This window comes from Mesorhizobium sp. B2-5-4 (genome assembly GCF_006441095.1).
In the GTDB taxonomy this organism is placed as follows: Bacteria; Pseudomonadota; Alphaproteobacteria; order Rhizobiales; family Rhizobiaceae; genus Mesorhizobium; species Mesorhizobium salmacidum.
The window spans coordinates 160,029-179,872 of the sequence record NZ_VFUR01000004.1 but is presented as its reverse complement, the minus strand read 5'-3'; the positions used below and the strand labels follow the sequence as shown (position 1 = coordinate 179,872).

Annotated in this window: 17 protein-coding genes and 1 pseudogene; 6 read left to right on the top strand and 12 right to left on the bottom strand. The window is 62.1% G+C overall.

Annotation, left to right across the window (positions count from 1 at the left end; all coding sequences use genetic code 11):
• Positions 1-42: 42 nt before the first annotated feature.
• The 3 genes from rbsK to ugpC are packed head-to-tail and all read right to left on the bottom strand — an operon-like array spanning position 43 to position 2,506.
• Positions 43-972, bottom strand: coding sequence for a ribokinase (gene rbsK / locus FJ492_RS06990; RefSeq protein ID WP_140769169.1), 930 nt, complete (start codon positions 970-972; stop codon positions 43-45).
• 4 nt (positions 973-976) lie between these two features.
• A complete protein-coding gene (locus FJ492_RS06985) occupies positions 977-1,429 on the bottom strand; it encodes an RbsD/FucU family protein (protein ID WP_127278878.1) in 453 nt (150 codons plus the stop codon).
• A gap of 27 nt (positions 1,430-1,456) precedes the next feature.
• On the bottom strand, positions 1,457-2,506 hold the full coding sequence (gene ugpC / locus FJ492_RS06980) for a sn-glycerol-3-phosphate ABC transporter ATP-binding protein UgpC (protein WP_140769167.1): 1,050 nt from the start codon (positions 2,504-2,506) through the stop codon (positions 1,457-1,459).
• Between the two features lie 276 nt (positions 2,507-2,782).
• On the opposite strand from ugpC, the gene FJ492_RS06975 reads away from it, so the two are divergent.
• The 3 genes from FJ492_RS06975 (at position 2,783) to FJ492_RS06965 (ending at position 6,561) form a co-directional block, all read left to right on the top strand.
• Entirely contained in the window at positions 2,783-4,447 is a 1,665-nt protein-coding gene (locus tag FJ492_RS06975; protein ID WP_140506443.1) for a sugar ABC transporter substrate-binding protein, read from the top strand.
• A gap of 68 nt (positions 4,448-4,515) precedes the next feature.
• Positions 4,516-5,637 (top strand): sugar ABC transporter permease, encoded by a 1,122-nt coding sequence (locus tag FJ492_RS06970; RefSeq protein WP_140506444.1) that lies wholly within the window; start codon positions 4,516-4,518, stop codon positions 5,635-5,637.
• A 6-nt stretch (positions 5,638-5,643) separates the two neighbouring features.
• Entirely contained in the window at positions 5,644-6,561 is a 918-nt protein-coding gene (locus FJ492_RS06965; RefSeq protein ID WP_027143632.1) for a carbohydrate ABC transporter permease, read from the top strand.
• Between the two features lie 47 nt (positions 6,562-6,608).
• On the opposite strand, the gene FJ492_RS06960 is transcribed toward FJ492_RS06965, so the two are convergent.
• Positions 6,609-7,352, bottom strand: coding sequence for a creatininase family protein (locus FJ492_RS06960; protein WP_140715145.1), 744 nt, complete (start codon positions 7,350-7,352; stop codon positions 6,609-6,611).
• A gap of 3 nt (positions 7,353-7,355) precedes the next feature.
• A complete protein-coding gene (locus tag FJ492_RS06955; protein WP_140769292.1) occupies positions 7,356-7,922 on the bottom strand; it encodes an SIS domain-containing protein in 567 nt (188 codons plus the stop codon).
• A gap of 190 nt (positions 7,923-8,112) precedes the next feature.
• Between FJ492_RS06955 and FJ492_RS06950 the strand changes: the two genes are divergently transcribed.
• Positions 8,113-9,135 (top strand): aldo/keto reductase, encoded by a 1,023-nt coding sequence (locus FJ492_RS06950; RefSeq protein WP_140769165.1) that lies wholly within the window; start codon positions 8,113-8,115, stop codon positions 9,133-9,135.
• An 84-nt stretch (positions 9,136-9,219) separates the two neighbouring features.
• Here FJ492_RS06950 and FJ492_RS06945 read toward each other — a convergent pair whose 3' ends face one another.
• From FJ492_RS06945 to clpP, 4 genes are all read right to left on the bottom strand, one after another.
• A complete protein-coding gene (locus tag FJ492_RS06945) occupies positions 9,220-9,492 on the bottom strand; it encodes an HU family DNA-binding protein (RefSeq protein WP_027143628.1) in 273 nt (90 codons plus the stop codon).
• A gap of 196 nt (positions 9,493-9,688) precedes the next feature.
• The gene (gene lon, locus FJ492_RS06940) at positions 9,689-12,100 is read right to left on the bottom strand and encodes an endopeptidase La (RefSeq protein ID WP_140506451.1); all 2,412 of its coding nucleotides are present in this window, start codon (positions 12,098-12,100) and stop codon (positions 9,689-9,691) included.
• A 274-nt stretch (positions 12,101-12,374) separates the two neighbouring features.
• Complete coding sequence (gene clpX / locus FJ492_RS06935; protein ID WP_023759839.1) at positions 12,375-13,649, bottom strand: ATP-dependent Clp protease ATP-binding subunit ClpX; 1,275 nt, start codon at positions 13,647-13,649, stop codon at positions 12,375-12,377.
• Positions 13,650-13,944: 295 nt separating this feature from the next.
• On the bottom strand, positions 13,945-14,574 hold the full coding sequence (gene clpP, locus FJ492_RS06930; RefSeq protein WP_027028064.1) for an ATP-dependent Clp endopeptidase proteolytic subunit ClpP: 630 nt from the start codon (positions 14,572-14,574) through the stop codon (positions 13,945-13,947).
• A gap of 391 nt (positions 14,575-14,965) precedes the next feature.
• On the opposite strand from clpP, the gene FJ492_RS06925 reads away from it, so the two are divergent.
• Positions 14,966-15,559, top strand: coding sequence for a hypothetical protein (locus tag FJ492_RS06925; protein ID WP_140769163.1), 594 nt, complete (start codon positions 14,966-14,968; stop codon positions 15,557-15,559).
• A 2-nt stretch (positions 15,560-15,561) separates the two neighbouring features.
• Here the strand turns inward: FJ492_RS06925 and FJ492_RS06920 are convergent.
• Positions 15,562-16,665, bottom strand: a pseudogene (locus FJ492_RS06920) (FAD-dependent oxidoreductase).
• Between the two features lie 104 nt (positions 16,666-16,769).
• Between FJ492_RS06920 and FJ492_RS06915 the strand changes: the two are divergent.
• A complete protein-coding gene (locus tag FJ492_RS06915; protein ID WP_140769161.1) occupies positions 16,770-18,020 on the top strand; it encodes a cytochrome P450 in 1,251 nt (416 codons plus the stop codon).
• Positions 18,021-18,148: 128 nt separating this feature from the next.
• Here the strand turns inward: FJ492_RS06915 and FJ492_RS06910 are convergent, their stop codons facing one another.
• Together FJ492_RS06910 and FJ492_RS06905 are read right to left on the bottom strand one after the other, a co-directional pair.
• Positions 18,149-18,493, bottom strand: coding sequence for a cupin domain-containing protein (locus FJ492_RS06910; RefSeq protein ID WP_140715155.1), 345 nt, complete (start codon positions 18,491-18,493; stop codon positions 18,149-18,151).
• Positions 18,494-18,499: 6 nt separating this feature from the next.
• Positions 18,500-19,780, bottom strand: a complete 1,281-nt coding sequence (locus FJ492_RS06905) for an O-acetylhomoserine aminocarboxypropyltransferase (protein WP_027143622.1) — start codon at positions 19,778-19,780, stop codon at positions 18,500-18,502.
• Positions 19,781-19,844: the final 64 nt, after the last annotated feature.

Below are 19,844 nucleotides of genomic sequence, written 5' to 3'. Positions count from 1 at the left end.
CGGTCTGGCCTCCGGGTACCCTGCGAGTTCCGGGCAATTGCCTCAGCCCTTGGCCAGCAGCGCCTCGACCTCCTGCAATGTCGGCATCGACGGTGCGGTGCCTGGACGTGTCACGGAAATGCCGGCAACGGCGCAGGCGAAGCGCACCGCCTCCAGCGGCTCCACGCCGCGCGAAAGTGCTGCGGCCAAGCCGCCATTGAAGGCGTCCCCCGCGCCGGTGGTCTCGACGACAGGGCCGGCACTGATGGCTGGAACATGCTCGGACCGATCCTTCGCGTGCAGCAGCGCGCCCTTGTCGCCGAGCGTGAGGATGACCGTGCCGACGCCCTTTTCAAGCAGCTTGTCCGCGGCGGCGCGCGCGTCGTCGACCGAAGTGACTCCCATTCCGGTCAATTCCTCGGCTTCGGTCTCATTGGGTGTGAGATAGTCGCAGAGCGTGTAGATGCGGTCGGGAAGCTTTGCCGCCGGTGCCGGATTGAGGATGGTCGTCACCCCTGCCCCGCGCGCGATCTCCAGCGCCCGCATCGCGGCATCGATCGGCTGTTCGAGCTGCGTGACGAAAACACCGGCACCACGGATCAGGTCGACATTGGCTTCGATATCCTCAGGCGTGATCAGCATGGCAGCGCCGGGACTGACGATGATGGCGTTGTTGCCGCTTCCCTCCTCGACGAAGATGTAGGCGGCACCGGTATAGCTGTCCGGCGTGTCGATCGCGGCGCTCTTCACGCCGGCATCCTTCCAGGTCCGCGTGGCCATGTCGGCGAAGGCATCGATACCGAGGCGGGTCAGGAATGTGACGTCCGCCCCGAGCTTGCCGGCGGCCACTGCCTGGTTCGACCCCTTGCCGCCTGGCCCCAGCTTGAAGGAATTGCCGAGGATCGTTTCGCCCATGCGCGGCTGGCGCTGCGCCCTGTAAGCTGTATCGGCAACAAAGACACCGAGGATAACAACCGGCTTGCCCGAGGCCATGCCGCTACTCCGCATCCGGCGGCACGACGCCCTTGCGGAAGGCAAAGCAGCCGTAGAAGCGGCGTTCGCCAGTCTGGATGACGCAATAAGCCTGCTTGGCGCGCTCATAGAAGGCGTAACGCTCGACCGGCACCATCGGCCAGGACTTGCCCTCGGCGGCGTCGATCTCCTTCTGCACTTCCTTCTGCACGGCTGGGATCTCGTCCGGCTTGCCGACGATCTCCATGCGGGCGGCCGAATCATCGACGAACGTGTCCAGCGGGTATAGCGACAGCACGGCCTTCACCACCTGCGCCGCCGAGGCATCGATGCGCAGCACCCGACCGAGCGCCGTCCGGCGCGCTACCGAATCGGAGGGAAAATTGGTGTCGGCGATGATCAGGTCATCGCCATGTCCCATCGCCCGCAATGCCTGGAGCACATCGGCATTGAGCAACGGATCGATCCCTTTGAGCATGATGGTCCTCGTGAAGTGCGTTTGAGATCAGAGACGCTTCCCGGTCTCGGCGTCGAACAGATGGAGATGGTCGAGCCTTGGCCGAAGCTTCAGCGTGTCGCCCGGCTTGAAGTCATGGCGCTCGCGAAACAGCGCCACCATCTCGCCGTCGCCGAAACGCAGGAAGACCAGGGTTTCCGAGCCGGTCGGCTCGACCACCGAAATCTTGGCCGGCACGCCATCGGGGTGGATCTCGAGATGTTCGGGGCGCACGCCATAGACGACGGAGCGCCCCTCCTCGACGGCGTTGTTCGGAGCAACCGGGAACAGCGTTCCGGCAATCTCGACGCCGCCCTTGCGCCCGTTGCCCTTGAGCAGGTTCATCGAAGGCGAGCCGATGAAACCGGCGACGAAAAGGTTCGCCGGCCGGTCGAAAAGCTCCAGCGGCGCGCCGACCTGTTCGATGCGGCCGTCGCGCATGACGACGATCTTGTCAGCCATCGTCATGGCTTCGATCTGGTCGTGGGTGACATAGATGGTGGTGGTCTTCAGCCGCTGGTGCAGTTCCTTGATCTCGGTGCGCATCTGCACGCGCAGCTTGGCGTCGAGGTTCGAAAGCGGCTCGTCGAACAGGAATACCTGCGGATTGCGCACGATGGCGCGCCCCATGGCGACGCGCTGACGCTGGCCGCCGGAAAGCTGGCGCGGATAGCGCTTCAGATATGGGCTGAGGTCGAGGATGTCTGCGGCGCGCTTGACCCGCTCGGCAACCACGGCCGGATCGGTCTTGCGCAGCTTGAGGGCAAAAGCCATGTTCTGCTCGACCGTCTTGTGCGGATAAAGCGCATAGTTCTGGAACACCATGGCGATGTCGCGCTTTGCGGGCGGCAGGTGATTGACGACGCGGTCGCCGATGGCGATCGTGCCGCCGGAGACAGTCTCCAGCCCCGCCACCATCCTGAGCAGCGTGGACTTGCCGCAACCGGACGGGCCGACAAGCACTACGAACTGACCATCGGCAATGTCGACGCTGACTTCGTGCAGAACCTTGACGGTTCCAAACGCCTTGGCAACATTGCTGATCGCGACTTGAGCCATCGTTCCCCCATCGGCTCCACTGGCCGTAGGCGCAGAAGCTAACCAACGCGACCGGTCAGGGCAAGTCGGTCTCTTATAGACAAAAACCGTTCTCGTTGACACGGCGTTTGGTTGCGAGAATAGTGACAAGCGCCGATCCGAAACGCTGGTACTCTACCCGAAAAACGGAACGCGAAGCGACGCAGGTTGGGGTCCTACGTTTCGCTTCTGAACAAAGCCAGCGCCCGGCGCGATCGGCACTTCGATTCACGACTAATGTTCTGGGAGGAATAGTCCATGCGAGTAGGTCTTTACGACAAACTGGTCCGTGCCGGCGCTACAAGGCGCGACATATTGAAGGGCGCGGCCTCGATGGCCGCGATCGCAGCCGCATCCGGCGCCGGACTTGGCGCGCTGACGCGCCCAGCTGCCGCCGCAAGCGAACTGCGCTCGAAAATCCTGCAGATCCCCGGGGTTGGCAAAGGTCAGCCGACCGACGCCGACTTCCAAAAGGTTGGCGAGCTTTGCCTCGAGGCGACCAAGGCCAATGTCAAGGAAGGCGAGTTCGCCGGTGTCGAGCTCACCTTCATGGGTCTTAACAACCAGAACCTGCACAATGTGCTGTTTCGTGGTTTCCTGAAGCCATGGGAGACCTATACCGGCGCCAAGATCAGCTGGATCGACCTGGCGCAGGCCGATTACAACGCCCGCCTGCAGCAGTCGATCGCCACCGGCACCGTCGATTTCGACATCATCGAGATGGGCGCCCCGTTCGAGGGCGACGTCTGCGGCAAGGGCCTGACTTCGGAGATGCCCGACTGGGTCAAGAAGCAGATCGACTTCGACGATCTCGTCAACTACCTCAAGCCGCCCGTTGGCACCTGGGATGGCAAGCAGTACCGGGTCACCATCGACGGCGACGCGCACAACTTCAACTACCGCACCGACGTGTTTGCAGACGCCGATCTCGCCAAGCAGTGGAAGGATGGCGGGGCGACCAGCGAATGGGGTGTACCGAAGACCTGGCAAGAGGTTCAGGCCGTGACCAAGTTCCTGAAGGGCAAGAAGTTCAAGGGCCAGGATGTTTACGGCTATCTCGACGCGCCTAAGCCCTGGGGCGGTTTCGGCTTCTATTTCCTGGGCAGCCGTGCCAGCGCCTACGCCAAGCATCCCGATGACAAGGCCTGGCTGTTCGACGCCGACACGATGAAGCCACGCGTCAACAATCCGGCTTGGGTACGGGCCATCCAGGATGTCATCGACGCCCTGCCGTCGGAGCCCGCCGACCAGATCAATGCCGACCCGAACACCACCGCCTTCCAGCAGTTCCTGGCCGGCACCGGCTCGATGATCCCCTGGTGGGGCGATGTCGGCTCGAACGTCAAGACCAATGATAGCTCGGTCATCGGCGATGTCACCGGCTTCTCGATCCTGCCGGGCTCCGACGATGTCTATAACTCCAAGACCGGCAAGTGGGAGAAGCTCGCCAGCGGCCCGAACTATGCGCCGAACTGCGCCTATCTCGGCTGGGGCGTCTATGTCATGGCCCGTGTCGATGCGGACGAGAAAAAGAAGAAGGCTGCATGGTCGGCGGCCGCCCATCTCGGCGGCAAGGACCTGTCGATCTGGACGGCGATGTATCCGTCGGGCTTCCAGCCCTACCGCAACTCCCATTTCGACATTCCCGAATGGGTGGCGGCCGGCTACGACGAGGCTTTCATCACCTCCTATCTCAAGTCGGAAGGCGACAGCTACAACCACCCCAACGCGGCGATCGAGCCGCGCATCCCCGGCATCTTCCAGTATTACAGCGCCGCCGAGGATATCCTGGCCAACACTTTCGCCGGCAAGATGAAGGCGCAGGAAGGCGCCGATGCCATCGCGGCCGCCTGGGAGAAGCTGACCGACCAGATCGGCCGCGACAAGCAGGTCAAGCTCTACAAGGCCTCGCTCGGCATGTAAGCTGCCTTTGAACCGTGGTCCGGCGGCAACGCCGGACCACAGCCTTCCCTTCCAAACGGGCGAGATTTGTGGCTGACCAGACTTCGACCGCGACCGGGTGGCCGGCAGACGCCGCCTCCTATGATCTGATCCCGCCAGGGCGCAGGCGTTTGGGCTGGGCGCTGATGGCGCTTGCCACGCTCGGCCTGCTGGCAACGATCGTGCTGCAGATCCTCTACAAGACCGAGGTCGATACGATCGGCTTCGAGACATGGCGGCCCGTGGTCTACGCCTATGTGCTGTGGGGTGTGGCGATCGGCATCGGCCAGGTTCTGACACGCGGCGAGGACGGCCAGCGCGCGCTCTTCCTGCTACCGGCTCTTTTGTTCACCATCGCGATGGTGATCTTCCCGACGCTGTTCGGCTTCTACATCGCGCTCACCGACTGGAATCTCAGTTCGTTCAGCGGCCGCAGGTTCAACGGGCTCGACAATTTCTGGCAGATGCTCGCCGACCCGTACTACCGCAACGCCCTGGTCAACATGGTGCTCTATGTGCTGGCGGTGCTGGTCGAATATGTGATCGCGTTCGGCCTGGCGCTGCTGCTCAACGCGCAGATCCGCGCCCGAAAATTCTTCCGGGTGGTGTTCCTGATGCCGCTGATGCTGTCACCGGTCGCCGTGTCCTGGATGATCGGCAAGTCGCTGATGGAATACCGCTTTGGACCAGCAGCCACGCTGGCGCGCCATCTCGGCTGGGAAGACCCGGCTTTCTTCTCGAACCCGATCACCGCCCGCATCTCGATCATGCTGCTGGACGCCTGGACCTTCGTTCCGTTCATGATGATCATGCTGCTGGCGGGACTGCAGGCGATGTCGCGCGAGGTGCTGGAGGCGGCGCGTGTCGATGGCGCCACGGCCTGGCAGACCTTCTGGCAGGTCACTTTCCCGCTGATGCTGCCGGTGTCGGTGACGGCGGTGATCCTGCGCATCATCTTCAAGCTGAAGCTTGCCGACATCATAATCACGGTTACCTCGGGCGGTCCGGGCGGCGCCACTGATTCGGTGTCGAGCTTCATCTACCGCGAATACCGCGACCGCTCGAATGTCGGCTACGGGACCATGCTGGCGATGGCCTATCTGGTCATCATCGTGGTGTTCGTGACCTGGCTGTTGAAGTTCGCCAGCCGTTTCGTGCGCAATGTGAATTAGGGCAAGATGAGCGTCCAGACCACAGACTACGTCGCCTCCGAAATCCGCTCGCCGGCGAGCTTCGTCGCCAGCCGCGTCTTCATCTATGGCGCGCTCGCCTGCTGGGGCTTCATCTGCCTTTTTCCGATCTATTGGACCATCACCACCTCGTTCAAAACGGCGGTGGATGTCACCCAAGGCCATCTGATCCCGTTCGTCGACTTCCAGCCGGATTGGAAAGGGTGGCGATCGCTTGGCCTGTCGCCGGACTCGATTTTCCAGACTTCGACCGTGCGCGACGAATTCCTCAAGCGTTTCATGAATTCGGTCATCACCTCGGTCGGCGCGTCAAGCCTGGCGATCATCATCGGCAGCCTCGCTGCCTATGGCCTGACCCGCTATCGCTACCATTTCGCCTGGTTCAAGAACGAGGATATCTCGTTCTTCTTCCTGTCGCAGTTGATCCTGCCGCCGGTGGTGCTGGCCCTACCCTTCCTGGTGCTCTACCGCGAAGTCGGGCTGCTCGATACGCGCATCGGGTTGATCCTGCTCTACACGCTGATGGTGCTGCCGATCGTCATCTGGATCATGCGTGACCAGTTCAATTCCATCCCCGTCGAGCTGGAGGAAGCAGCCCTCGTCGACGGCCTGTCGATCTGGGGCGCCTTTTTCCGCATCGTCATGCCGATCGCGCTGCCGGGCATGGTCGCAGCCTTCATCCTGGCAATGGTGCTGTGCTGGAACGAGTATTTCTTCGCCGCCCTTTTGACATCGACGGACGCCAAGACGATCCCGGTCATGGTCGCCAGTCAAACGGGGTCGCAAGGTATCAACTGGTGGTCGATGGCTGCTCTGGCCACCGCAGCGATCGCGCCGCTTGCGGTCATCGGCATCGCGCTGGAACGTTACCTGATCATGGGCATGACGGCTGGTGCGGTGAAGTAACCGGGCGCCTCTTCCTTCTCTCCGCTGTGGGAGAAGGAAAGGGCGGGCTAGGCCTTCAGGATCGTGCGCAGATGATCCATGATCATGGCGACGCCCTGCTGTCCGAGTTCTGCCGAAGCATCCGCCGCGCTCGCCGTATACCAGCTTTTGTTGTCCGCGAAGTGCGCGGCATCCACCGCTTCCGGGCATAGCGCCAGCATCAGCGATGTCTCACCGATGCCGGCATGGTCGAACGGGTATTTGCCGTTCATTGCGACCGGCATCAGGGGATGCACCTGTACCCAGTTGAAGAAATTTTCGCCCGCGGCATGTCCGGCGTAGTAGTCGGCCATCGTCTCGGCTCCCCACCAGCCCTCGCCGCGCTGCTTCTCGAGGAAGCGGAAGATCGCCTGTCTGCCGGCGGTCTTGAAAGCGAGATCGGTCGGCATGCCGGCGGAGAAATTCTCAGTCTGGTGATGAATGATGGCGTGGATGTTGCGAAAGCCGATGCGCAGCAGGCTGTAGAACAGCTCTTCGCCGAACGGCGCCAGTTGATTGCCGCCGACCTGAACGGAGCCGCTGCCTTCAGGCGGTGCGACAGCATAGCTCGCCGCCCCGTAATAGAAGGGCGGCAGGATGACGATGTCGCTCTCTTTTTCGAACAGTTCCAGCGTCTTGATGACGGCCAGCGTGTCCATGCCGACGGCCATGTGCTCGCCATGGTATTCCAGCACGCCGAGCGGCAGCGCGACCGGCCAATTCTGCGCGATCGCCTTGCGGATCTGGTGCGGCAGCATCAGTTCATAGCGCATGGTCTATTCCATGTTGGTGTGACGGGCGCGCATGGCTTCCGGCAACGCCGCGGTCAATTCCCTTAATTTCAGCACCATGATCTCGAACAGCAGGAACAACGCGCCCTCGAAGACAGAGCCCATCGGCAGCACCGACGTCTTTTGCGGCCCCTGGTCGTCGGCCATGGTCTGCGCCGGGATCAGCAGCGTCAAATCGGCTAGCCCTACAGCGCTGCCGCCCGCCTGGGCAGTCAGGAGCAGGACGGTTGCGCCGGCCTCGCGCGCAATGCGCATCAGGGTGAGTACGGTCGAAGTTTCGCCAGGCCCGGAACTGACAAGCAAGACATCGCCCTGCCCTACAGGCGGCGTGGTCATGTCGCCGACGACCGAAACCGGCAGGCCCAGATGATAGAGCCGCATGGCGAAGCCCTTCACCTGCAAGGCCTCGCGGCCGCAGCCATAGACGACGATCTGTCTGGCATCCGCCAGCATCCCGCAAGCGGCGTCGATCCGATCGCGGTCGACGCGCGCCAGCACCGCGCCAAGCTCGTCGAGCGCGGTCCTGAACATCTGCGAGCCGGAGCTGCTCATGGCCGCGCCACCGGCGTGCCAGTAGTCGAAGATGATTGGCAATTTCCGATCATGCTCTTCCCCGGAACAGCTTGATTTCGTCCATGCTAGCAACCGCGAAAATGCGTGTCCAACGCTCAGCGGTGCTTTTGCCGAGCCACGAGCATGATAGTGTCATGTTAGACAAATCAATGCGGGAAAATTTCAAGACATGAAGACACGGCATTTCGACCGCATCGGCAATGGCGGCATCGCCTTTACGGAGCTGGGCTTCGGCACGGCTCCGCTCGGCAATCTTTACCGCGCCGTCTCCGACGAGGACGCCAATGCGACGCTGGAGGCCGCCTGGGCGACTGGCTGCCGCTACTATGACACAGCACCTCTCTATGGGCTCGGCCTGTCGGAAACGCGCCTCAACCCGTTCCTGCGCTCCAGGAAGCGCGACGACTACGTGCTGTCGAGCAAGGTCGGCCGCATCATGCGCGCCTGCCGGCCGGAGGAGCGCACGGGCATCGGCAAGTTCTTCGACACGCCGTCGCGCAAGGAGGTCTACGATTACAGCTATGACGGCGTCATGCGCTCGTTCGAGGCGTCGCTGGAGCGGCTTGGCGTCGACCGCATCGACATCCTGTTCGTGCACGATGTCGACATCTTCACCCATGGCAGCAAAGAGGCGTCCGACCAGCGCATCGATGAGTTCATGCGCTCGGGCTATTATGGTCTGCTTGCCTTGCGCGACCAAGGCGTCATCAAGGCGTTCGGCGGCGGCATCAACGAGTGGCAGGTGGCCCAGACGCTGGCCGAGCGCGGCGATTTCGACCTGTTCCTGCTTGCCGGTCGCTACACGCTGCTGGAACAGGAGGCGCTGACATCGTTCCTGCCGCTTTGCCAGAAACGCGGCATCGGCATCGTTCTCGGCGGCCCCTACAATTCCGGCATCCTGGCGACCGGACCCAAGCCCGGCGCCTACTACAACTATTCCGAAGCGCCGCAGGATGTGCTCGACCGCGTGACGCGCATCGAGGCCGTCTGCAAACGCCATGATATCAGGCTGATCGAGGCCGCCCTGCAGTTCCCGCTGTTGCACCCGTCGGTGGTTTCGGTCATCCCCGGCGGCCAGAGGCCTGAAGAAGTCGAGAGCAACCGGTCGCTGCTGGACGCGAAACTCCCTGCAGCGCTCTGGGCCCATCTCAAGAAGGAAGGCCTGATGCGCGCCGACGCCCCGACTGTTTGAGGAGCTTCCGATCCGATCGACACGAGTCCAAAAATGAAAAGCCGGGCAAGCCCGGCTTTTCAGGTTTTTGAAAATTAAATGCGCTTAGTTGACGGCGTCCTTGAGGCCCTTGCCGGCCGAGAACTTCGGCACGGTGCGCGCCGGGATCTGCACTTCGGCACCGGTCTGGGGGTTGCGGCCAGTGGATGCAGCGCGCTTTGACACGGTGAAATTGCCAAAGCCGACAAGCCGGACATCGCCGCCCTTCTTCAGTTCGCCGGAGATGACAGAAAACACTGCATCGACCGCCGACTGCGCGTCACCCTTCGAAATGCTCGCGGCGTCGGCGACAGCGGACACCAGTTCGTTCTTGTTCATAAAAATTCCCTTCCATGAGAACACCGGAACTTACGACTCGTCCGGCAGGAAACGGACTTTAGAAAGAAGCGTTGCCGCAACCAAGTCGAAAAGGCAGGAAAAAAGCGGAAAAAGCCCGGAATTCCGCGGTTTTTCACATGAAAAAGCCGGGCGCGAGGCCCGGCTTTCTGTTTGTGCACTGCAACTTTAGAAAAAACTAATGCGCAAGCGACTTTCCGGCATCGTCGGCACTGTCGGTCGTGGCCGGCGGATTGACCGGCTCGACCCATTCGATCGGCTCCGGCATCCGCACCAGCGCGTGGCGCAACACCTCACCGACGCGTGAGACCGGAATGATTTCCATGCCGTTCTTCACGTTGTCCGGAATCTCCGCCAGATCCTTGGCGTTGTCTTCCGGGATCAGCACCTTCTTGATGCCGCCGCGCAGCGCGGCGAGCAGCTTCTCCTTGAGGCCGCCGATCGGCAAGATGCGGCCGCGAAGCGTTATCTCGCCAGTCATCGCCACATCGGCCCGAACCGGAATACCCGTCAGCACCGACACAATGGCCGTGGCCATGGCGGCACCCGCGGACGGACCGTCCTTCGGCGTTGCGCCTTCCGGCAAGTGCACGTGGATGTCGCGCTTGTCGAACAGCGGCGGCTCGATGCCGAAATCGATGGCGCGCGAACGGACATAGGAGGCCGCCGCCGAAATCGATTCCTTCATCACGTCGCGCAGATTGCCGGTCACCGTCATGCGGCCCTTGCCGGGCATCATGACACCTTCGACCGTCAGCAACTCGCCGCCGACCTCCGTCCAGGCAAGACCGGTGACGACACCGACCTGATCGTCAGCCTCGACCTGGCCGAAGCGGTAGCGCTGAACACCGAGATAGTCGGCGAGGTTCGCCGCCGTGATGCTCACCGTCTTCTTCTTCGTCTTCAGGATCTCGGTCACCGCCTTGCGCCCGAGCTTCATCAGCTCGCGCTCCAGGCTTCTGACGCCCGCTTCACGGGTGTAGGTCTGGATGATCGCGCGGATCGCGTCCTCACCGACGGAGAACTCCTTCGGCTGCAGTGCGTGATCGCGGATCACCTTCGGCATCAGGTGCCGCTTGGCAATCTCGATCTTCTCGTCCTCGGTGTAGCCGGCGATACGGATGATCTCCATGCGGTCCATCAGGGGCGCAGGGATGTTCAGCGTGTTGGCCGTCGTCACGAACATCACGCTCGACAGGTCGTATTCGACCTCGAGGTAGTGATCCATGAACGTCGAGTTCTGTTCGGGATCGAGCACCTCGAGCAGGGCCGACGACGGATCGCCACGGAAGTCCTGGCCCATCTTGTCGATCTCGTCGAGCAGGAAGAGCGGGTTGGACTTCTTTGCCTTCTTCATCGACTGGATGACCTTGCCGGGCATCGAGCCGATATAGGTGCGCCGGTGACCACGGATCTCGGCTTCGTCACGCACGCCGCCGAGCGCCATGCGGATGAACTCGCGACCGGTTGCCTTAGCGATCGATTTGCCGAGCGAGGTCTTGCCGACACCGGGAGGGCCGACGAGGCACAGGATCGGCCCCTTCAGCTTCTTCTGGCGGCTTTGCACGGCAAGGTACTCGACGATGCGGTCCTTGACCTTGTCGAGGCCGAAGTGATCGGTGTCGAGGACGTTCTGCGCGTAGGCCAGGTCCTGCTTGACCTTGGAGTTCTTGCCCCACGGGATCGACAGCAGCCAATCGAGATAGTTGCGCACGACCGTCGATTCAGCCGACATCGGCGACATCGTCCTGAGCTTTTTCAATTCGGCTTCCGCCTTTTCGCGAGCCTCCTTGGAGAGCTTGGTTTTCTTGATGCGCGCCTCGATCTCGGCGGCCTCGTCGCGGCCGTCCTCGCCTTCGCCGAGCTCCTTCTGAATCGCCTTCATCTGCTCGTTGAGGTAGTATTCGCGCTGCGTCTTCTCCATCTGGCGCTTGACGCGCGAGCGGATGCGCTTCTCCACCTGCAGGACGGAGATTTCGGCTTCCATGAAGCCCATCGCCTTTTCCAGCCGCTCCTTGACGGAAAGCGTGGCCAGCATTTCCTGCTTTTCAGGGATCTTGATGGCGAGATGCGAGGCAACCGTGTCGGCGAGCTTGGAATAGTCGTCGATCTGGCTGGCGGCACCCACCACTTCGGGCGAGATCTTCTTGTTCAGCTTGACGTAGTTCTCGAAGTCGGTGACGACCGAGCGGGCGAGGGCCTCGACCTCTACCTCTTCCTCTTCCGGCTCGACCAGCGCCGCGGCCTTGGCCTCGTGGAAGTCGGGACGGTCGGTGAAAGAGACGATTTTCGCACGCGAGGCGCCCTCGACCAGAACCTTGACGGTGCCGTCGGGCAGCTTCAGCAATTGCAGCACATTGGCGAGCGTGCCGATGTCGAAGATCGCATCGGGCTCGGGATCGTCATCGGCGGCATTCATCTGGGTGGCAAGCAGGATCTGTTTTTCCTGACCCATCACCTCTTCCAGCGCCTTGATCGACTTTTCACGCCCGACGAAGAGCGGAACGATCATGTGCGGGAACACCACGATGTCGCGCAGCGGGAGGACTGCGAAGACGCCGTCGCTGGGAGCCTTGGATATTTTGGCCATTGTCCAACCTTTCATGTCGCGGCCACCATCAGGCCAACCGCGAATCTCATATTAACGACCGGGGATCGTTCCGCCTACCACCGTTTATGACGGGAGTTTTACAGCACAGAAATCGGGCACCTCGGCCTTCTCGTGTTAGGTGGAGGCAGGCGGGCCAAAGATCAAGAGTTAACATGGTCCGCAATCCATTCCATCGCGAAGGTGTGCCGGTTCCTCACAGCAAAACGGCGCCGCATGGGCGCCGTTCCACAAAAATATAGGGCCAAGTGCCATATCAGGCGCTGACATTGCCCTTCTTTTCCTTCTGTTCGGAATAGATGTAGAGCGGCCGGGCGCTGCCGGTCACCACCTCTTCCGAAATCACCACCTCGCGCACGCCTTCGAGCGCGGGCAGTTCGAACATCGTGTCGAGCAGGATCGCTTCCATGATCGAACGCAGGCCGCGTGCGCCGGTCTTGCGCTCGATGGCGCGCTTGGCGATCGCCGAAAGCGCGTTCTCGTGGAAGGTCAGGTCGACATTTTCCATCTCGAACAGGCGCTGATATTGCTTGACCAGCGCGTTCTTCGGCTCGGTCAGGATCTGGATCAATGCCGGCTCGTCGAGATCTTCGAGCGTCGCCAGGACCGGCAGACGACCGACGAATTCCGGAATGAGGCCGAATTTCAACAGATCCTCGGGCTCGACCAGGCGGAAAACGTCACCAGTGCGGCGATCCTCCGGCGACGCGACGATGGCACCAAAACCGATCGAGGTTTTCCTGCCGCGGTCCGAGATGATCTTGTCCAGCCCGGCGAAGGCGCCGCCGCAGATGAACAGGATGTTGGCGGTGTCGACCTGCAGGAATTCCTGCTGCGGGTGCTTGCGGCCGCCCTGCGGCGGCACGGAGGCGACCGTGCCTTCCATGATCTTGAGCAGCGCCTGCTGCACGCCCTCGCCCGACACGTCGCGGGTGATCGAGGGATTGTCGGACTTGCGCGAAATCTTGTCGATTTCGTCGATGTAGACGATGCCGCGCTGGGCGCGCTCGACATTGTAGTCGGCCGACTGCAACAGCTTCAGGATGATGTTCTCGACGTCCTCGCCGACGTAACCGGCCTCGGTCAGCGTCGTGGCGTCCGCCATGGTGAAGGGCACGTCGATGATGCGGGCCAGCGTCTGTGCGAGCAGCGTCTTGCCGCAGCCGGTCGGGCCGATGAGCAGGATGTTGGACTTGGCCAGCTCGACGTCGTTGTTCTTGCCGGCATGCGCCAGGCGCTTGTAGTGGTTGTGGACCGCCACCGACAGCACGCGCTTGGCGTAGGGCTGGCCGATGACGTAGTCGTCGAGAACCTTGAGGATCTCCTGCGGGGTCGGCACGCCCTCGCGCGACTTCACCATCGAGGTCTTGTTCTCCTCGCGGATGATGTCCATGCACAGCTCGACGCACTCGTCGCAGATGAACACCGTTGGGCCGGCGATCAGCTTGCGCACCTCGTGCTGGCTTTTGCCGCAAAACGAGCAATAGAGCGTGTTCTTGGAATCACCGCTGTTGTTGCCGACCTTGCTCATTTTCATGTCCTTTCATGGCCGCCCGCCGATGGTCTGGCTGAAAGGGCGCATACTCTATTTATCGCGGGAATCCGCCGCCGCCAGTCTTCCGGCTCCCGCAACGTATTGCGTACGAAACACAAATCAGAAAACGTGGCAATGATTCGCAGCTTCCCCACGCAAAGCTAAGCCGTCGAAAATCAACATAGCCTTAACGTAGGCAATCCCGACCTCCGAGGGAACAGCCAATTGTGGCCGAAATGACGCAAGACACGCCAAAAGCGCGTGATGGTGCCATCCAACTGCCAACTAGCCTTTATGCCAACGCCCCCTCGGCCGCCTCGCGCGACGAAATGACCTTGTCGATCAGGCCGAAATCCTTGGCCTCGTCGGCGGTCATGAAATGGTCGCGGTCGAGCGTCTTCTCGATCTCGTCATAGCTCTTGCCGGTGTGCTTGACATAGACCTCGTTGAGGCGACGCTTCAGCTTGATGATGTCCTGGGCGTGACGCTCGATATCGGACGCCTGGCCCTGGAAGCCGCCGGACGGCTGGTGAACCATGATGCGGGCGTTCGGCGTCGCGAAACGCATGTCCTTGTGACCGGCGGTCAGCAGCAGCGAGCCCATCGAGGCCGCCTGGCCGATGCACAGCGTCGACACGGCCGGCTTGATGAACTGCATGGTGTCGTAGATCGCCATGCCCGAGGTGACGACGCCACCTGGCGAATTGATGTAGAGGTTGATTTCCTTTTTCGGGTTCTCAGCTTCGAGGAACAGGAGCTGCGCGCACACCAGCGTCGCCATGCCGTCCTCGACCGGACCGGTGATGAAAATGATGCGCTCCTTGAGGAGGCGCGAGAAAATGTCGTAGGCCCGCTCGCCGCGATTGGTCTGTTCGACCACCATCGGAACGAGGTTCATGTAGGTTTCGACGGGATTCTTCATCAGTTATCTCTTGTCTCGCGGTGGGATTCCGGCGCCGGACAGGCTGGCAGCTCGGGCAGAATCGGTTCTGGATCGTCAAGATGTAAATAGGATGCCGGCTCATCCTTGTGCAAGGCCGACCCGTCCTAGCCATCTGGGTAAGTCGAATCAAGCTTCCGGGCAAGGATTAGCAGCAGCTGATGCCACGCCGACCCGAAATACCGAGCCGGCCCCCGCCAGGTAGCAGTTTCTTAACCTCGTCACTTAACGAAATGCGCCGAACCGCTTTTCTCCGCAACGGCCTCCCCTACAATTCAACGTTGAACTCGTGGCTTTGTTTTTATGCATGTCGTTGCCCCAAAACCGAGGTTCACTTTTGGCGCCATGCAATAGAGTTCAAACGGGGAGTGTCATGTCAGGAAAGACCGCATGCTTCGCCATTGCCGGGCTGACCCTGCTCGGCTCGATTTCGCAAACGGCGGCAGGCGGCCGCGCCGTCGAATGCTACGAGCCCGTCCGCACACCGACCGTTTACGACACCGTCTACGAAGACGTCATGGTCAGCCCTCCCGGCCAGCAGACCGTCGACTATGATCCGCCGATCTATGGCACCCGTGAGCGTGTGGTGATGACCGTTCCGGCACAGGTTCAATATGAAGTGGTCCCGGCAATCACCCGGACCGTCTACCACACCGTCAGGATCGATGGCGGCGGTTATTCCTGGGAATGGCGCGTCATCCATGGCCGCCGGGTGCTGTGCAAGGTCTGGCACAAGGCGCGCTACGAACGCGTCGCCGAGACGGTGGTGATCCAGCCCGAGCGAACGCGGCGCGTCGTCATTCCGGCGCAATATGACAGCATCGCCGAGGAGGTGCTGGTGCGGCCCGAGCAAAGGCGCGTCATCGATATTCCCGCCGCCTACCAGACCGTCCCGCGGCGCGTGCTGGTGCGTGAAGGGTCATCGGAGTGGCGCCGCGTGCATATACCGAGGCACTGCCAGGACTGAGCCTAGGCCACCTCGGCCCGCAGCCAAGCCTTTAGGCCCGCGACATCGCTATCGCCAATGGCTTTGGCAACACGGCGCCCGACCGCGGCACCAAATTTGTAGCCGTGACCCGAGCACGCCGAGACGACCAGGCACTTGCCTGTCTCATGCGCCAGGAATTTCTCGTCTGACGTGAAGGTGTAGGCGCAGGTGACCACTTCGGTCACCTTATATTCCTCGATGCGGGCGATCGGCGGCGAAAACAGGTTGCGGATCGCCTCGCCCTCGCCCGGCACCGGCTCGCGGTTTCAGTCGGCGTCGCTGGTCGGCACCTTGTGCAGGCCTGAGCCGAATTTCATGCCGGCGCCACGGGTGGGCGGGATCATGTAACCGTCGGTCTTGCCGCCGACATCGAGAATGACGGGCGCCGCCTCCCAGGCCGCCTTGAGCTCGGCGGGCGGTTCGACATAGGCGAGCGCGGTGCGAAAGGTCTTCAATTCACCGCCGAGTTCAGGGAATAGCTTCAGCACTCAGGCGCCGGCGGCAACGACTATGCGGTCTGCCTGCATCGTCTCGCCGCTTTCCAGCACGATATGGCCGGCCTCGGCATCGATCTCCGTCACCTTGCTGTGCTCGTAGACGTTGGCTCCGTTGGCGCGCAGCCATTTGGCGAGCCCCGCCGCTATTCCGCGGCAATGCAGCGCGCCGCCTTCCCTGGAGAAATAGGCGTAGCGGAACGAGCCGGCCTCAAGGAACGGCCAGCGCTCGACGGCAGCGTCCGGTTCCAGCAGTTCGAAAGGGAAATTCCCCTCTTCCAGGCCCTCGCGGTATTCCTCGGCCTCATCGCCGGGCTCGCGCGAAACGCAGACGAACCCGCGCGCATCGAGGTGGTTCTCGCCGAGATCGGTCCACATCTCGTCCCAGGCCTCATAGGCTTCGGTGATCAGCCGCCCATAGCCGGTGCCAGCGCGGTAGGCGCGGCGAATGATACGGTGATGGTCGCCCGATGCCGCCAGCGGATTGGGAATCGGCCCCTGCTCGACGATCGACACGGCGTGGCCCGCCTTGACCAGCGACCACGCCGTGGAGAGACCGGCGATACCCGCGCCGACAACGATCACATTCATCCGTTCAGACTTTCCGCAACCCTATGGCTGGCTCAATGCATCGGGCTATCGGACGCAACATACGGTCTGGAACCGGGCTGGCAAGCTGCGCTATGGGTTCTGGCATGACCAAATCGACGCTCCCGTATCTGGCCTTTGATCCAGCCACTCGCCGGCTCAGGCTCGACCCGCGCGAACCGGCTTTCTTCCTGAACCCTTACGAGGCCTACGGCTTCCTGCACGACGCGTCGAATGCATTTTTCTGGGAAGAGTTCGGCTTCTGGTGTTTTGGTGGCTTTGGCGATGTCAACAGACTGCTGCGCGACCGCCGTTTCGGCCGCCAGAACCCGGCCGGCATCCCAGACAGCCGTGGTGTCGGCCAAGACAGGACCTATCTCAAGGCATTTGACGGCATCGAAGCCAACTCGATGCTGGAACTGGAGCCGCCGGTGCACACGCGGCTGAGGACATTGGTCAACCGTGCCTTCGTCTCGCGTCAGGTCGAACGGTCGCGGCCGCGTGTCGAGGCACTCGCCAACGAATTGATGGATCGTTTCGAACCTGGCAAGGCCGTTGACCTCCTGCCGGCCTTCGCCTCCCCGCTGCCGATCACCATCATCGCCGAAATGCTCGGCGTGCCGGTGGAGATAGGCCCGCAACTGCTCGACTGGTCGCATCGGATGGTCGCCATGTATATCCATGGCCGCACCCGCGAGACCGAGGACGCGGCCAACCGTGCCGCGGGCGAATTCTCCGACTTCCTGCGTGGCTACGTGACCGAGCGGCGCAAGAAGCCGGGCGATGACCTGCTGTCGCAGCTGATCTCGGCCCAGGAAGACGGCCAGAAACTGTCCGAGGACGAGCTGGTCTCCTCGGCCATCCTGTTGCTCAACGCCGGCCATGAAGCGACCGTGCACCAGACCGGCAACGCCGTCCATTCCATCCTGGCGCAAGGCGGCGACCCGCGCCGCTTCTTCACCTCACCGGAAGCGACAGCAGCGACGGTCGAGGAATGCCTGCGCTTCGACGCGCCGCTGCACATGTTCATGCGCTATGCCTATGAGGAGATCGAAATCGCGCCCGGCATCGTCGTGCGGCCGGGCCAGACGATCGGGCTTTTGCTTGGCATGGCCAATCATGACCCGCACGCCTTTGCCGAACCGCAGGCCTTCCGGCAGGAGCGCACCGACCAGAAGAATGTGTCTTTCGGCGCCGGTATCCATTTCTGCATCGGCGCGCCGCTCGCCCGCCTCGAACTGCAGGTTTCACTGAAGACTTTGTTTGATCGGCACCCGCGAGTGCATCTTGCCGAACAGCCCCGCTTCCGCGACAGTTACCACTTCCATGGGCTGGAGGCGCTCTCCGTGCGTTTCTGACCATGGTGGGCTGGGCTCGCGATGAGATTGTTTTCGAGAGGCGCGATCGCGCTCGCCGTGACGATCCTGTTCGGCTGCATGGCTGACGCCGTGGCCCAGAAGCCGGAGAGTATCCGGCAGCGAGGTGATCAAAGCTTGATCACATACTCCTTGCGAGTCGTTTCAAGCACTTCCCAGCTTCCCCTGAAGCCCGGCCTCAGCACGAAGCTGTCCCCGGCCTTGACGGTGCGCGCTTCCCCACCCTCTTCCGCGATCACCGAGACGCCTGACAGAATATGGCAGAATTCCCATTCGTCATAGACGATGCGCCATTTGCCAGGGGTCGATTCCCAGATGCCGGCGTAGAGGCCGCCGTCGCGCTCCTCGATGTTCCAGGTGCGGAATTTCGGATCGCCCGAGATCAGGCGATCCGGCGCGGGCGCGCCGGATTCGGGCTCGACGCTCTTGGTGTCGACGGAAAGAAGCGCGGACATATCAGGTCAGACCTTGGCGAGTGCCTGTTCGAGGTCGGCGACAATGTCGGTGACATCCTCGATGCCGATGGACAGCCGCACAGTGTCCGGGCCAGCGCCGGCCTTGACCTTCTGCTCGTCGGAAAGCTGGCGGTGCGTGGTCGATGCCGGGTGGATGACCAGCGACTTGGTGTCGCCGACATTGGCCAGATGCGAGAAGAGCTCGAGCGCTTCGACGAACTTGATGCCGGCCTCGTAGCCGCCCTTGAGGCCGAAGGTAAAGACGGCGCCGGCGCCTTCAGGCGAGTATTTCTTCTGCAACGCATTGTTCTTGTCGCTCGGCAGGCCGGGATAATTCACCCAGGCGACCTTGGGGTGGTTGGACAGCCAGCCGGCGACCGTGATCGCGTTGTCGCAGTGCCGCTGCATGCGCAGCGGCAAGGTTTCGAGGCCGGTGAGGATAAGGAAGGCATTGAACGGCGAGATCGCCGGGCCGAGATCGCGCAGGCCGAGCACGCGGGCGGCGATGGCGAAAGCGAAATTGCCAAAGGTTTCGTGCAGCACGAGGCCGCCATATTCGGGGCGCGGTTCCGACAGCATCGGGTACTTGCCCGACTTCGACCAGTCGAAGGTGCCGCCGTCGACGATGACGCCGCCGATCGAGTTGCCGTGGCCGCCCATGAACTTGGTCAGCGAATGGACGACGATATCGGCGCCGTGCTCGATCGGGCGGATGAGGTAGGGCGAGGCCAACGTGTTGTCGACGATCAGCGGCAGGCCATGTTTGCGGGCGATGTCGCCGATCTTCTCGATATCGACGAAGGTGCCGCCCGGATTGGCCAGGCTCTCGATGAAGATCGCCTTGGTCCTGTCGTCGATCTGGTTCTCGAAGGTCGAGAGATCATTGGTGTCGGCCCAGCGTACCTCCCAACCATAATTCTTGAAGGCATGGCCGAACTGGTTGATCGAACCACCGTAAAGCTTGTTGGCGGCGACGAAATTGTCGCCGGGCTGCATCAGATTGTGGAACACGATGACCTGCGCGGCATGGCCGGATGCAACCGCAAGCGCAGCCGTGCCGCCCTCGAGAGCCGCGACGCGCTCTTCGAGTACTGCCTGGGTGGGATTCATGATGCGGGTGTAGATGTTGCCGAACGCCTTCAGCCCGAACAGCGAAGCGGCGTGGTCGGCGTCATCGAAGACGAAGGAGGTCGTCTGGTAGATCGGCGTGGCGCGCGCGCCGGTGGCCGGATCGGGCTTGGCGCCGGCGTGGACCGCGAGCGTGTTGAAACCGGGCGAACGGGTCACTGAAACCTCCCTTTGAAACTTTTAATTGGCGGGGCATTCTTGGCGAAGCGCGGCCTGGAATGCA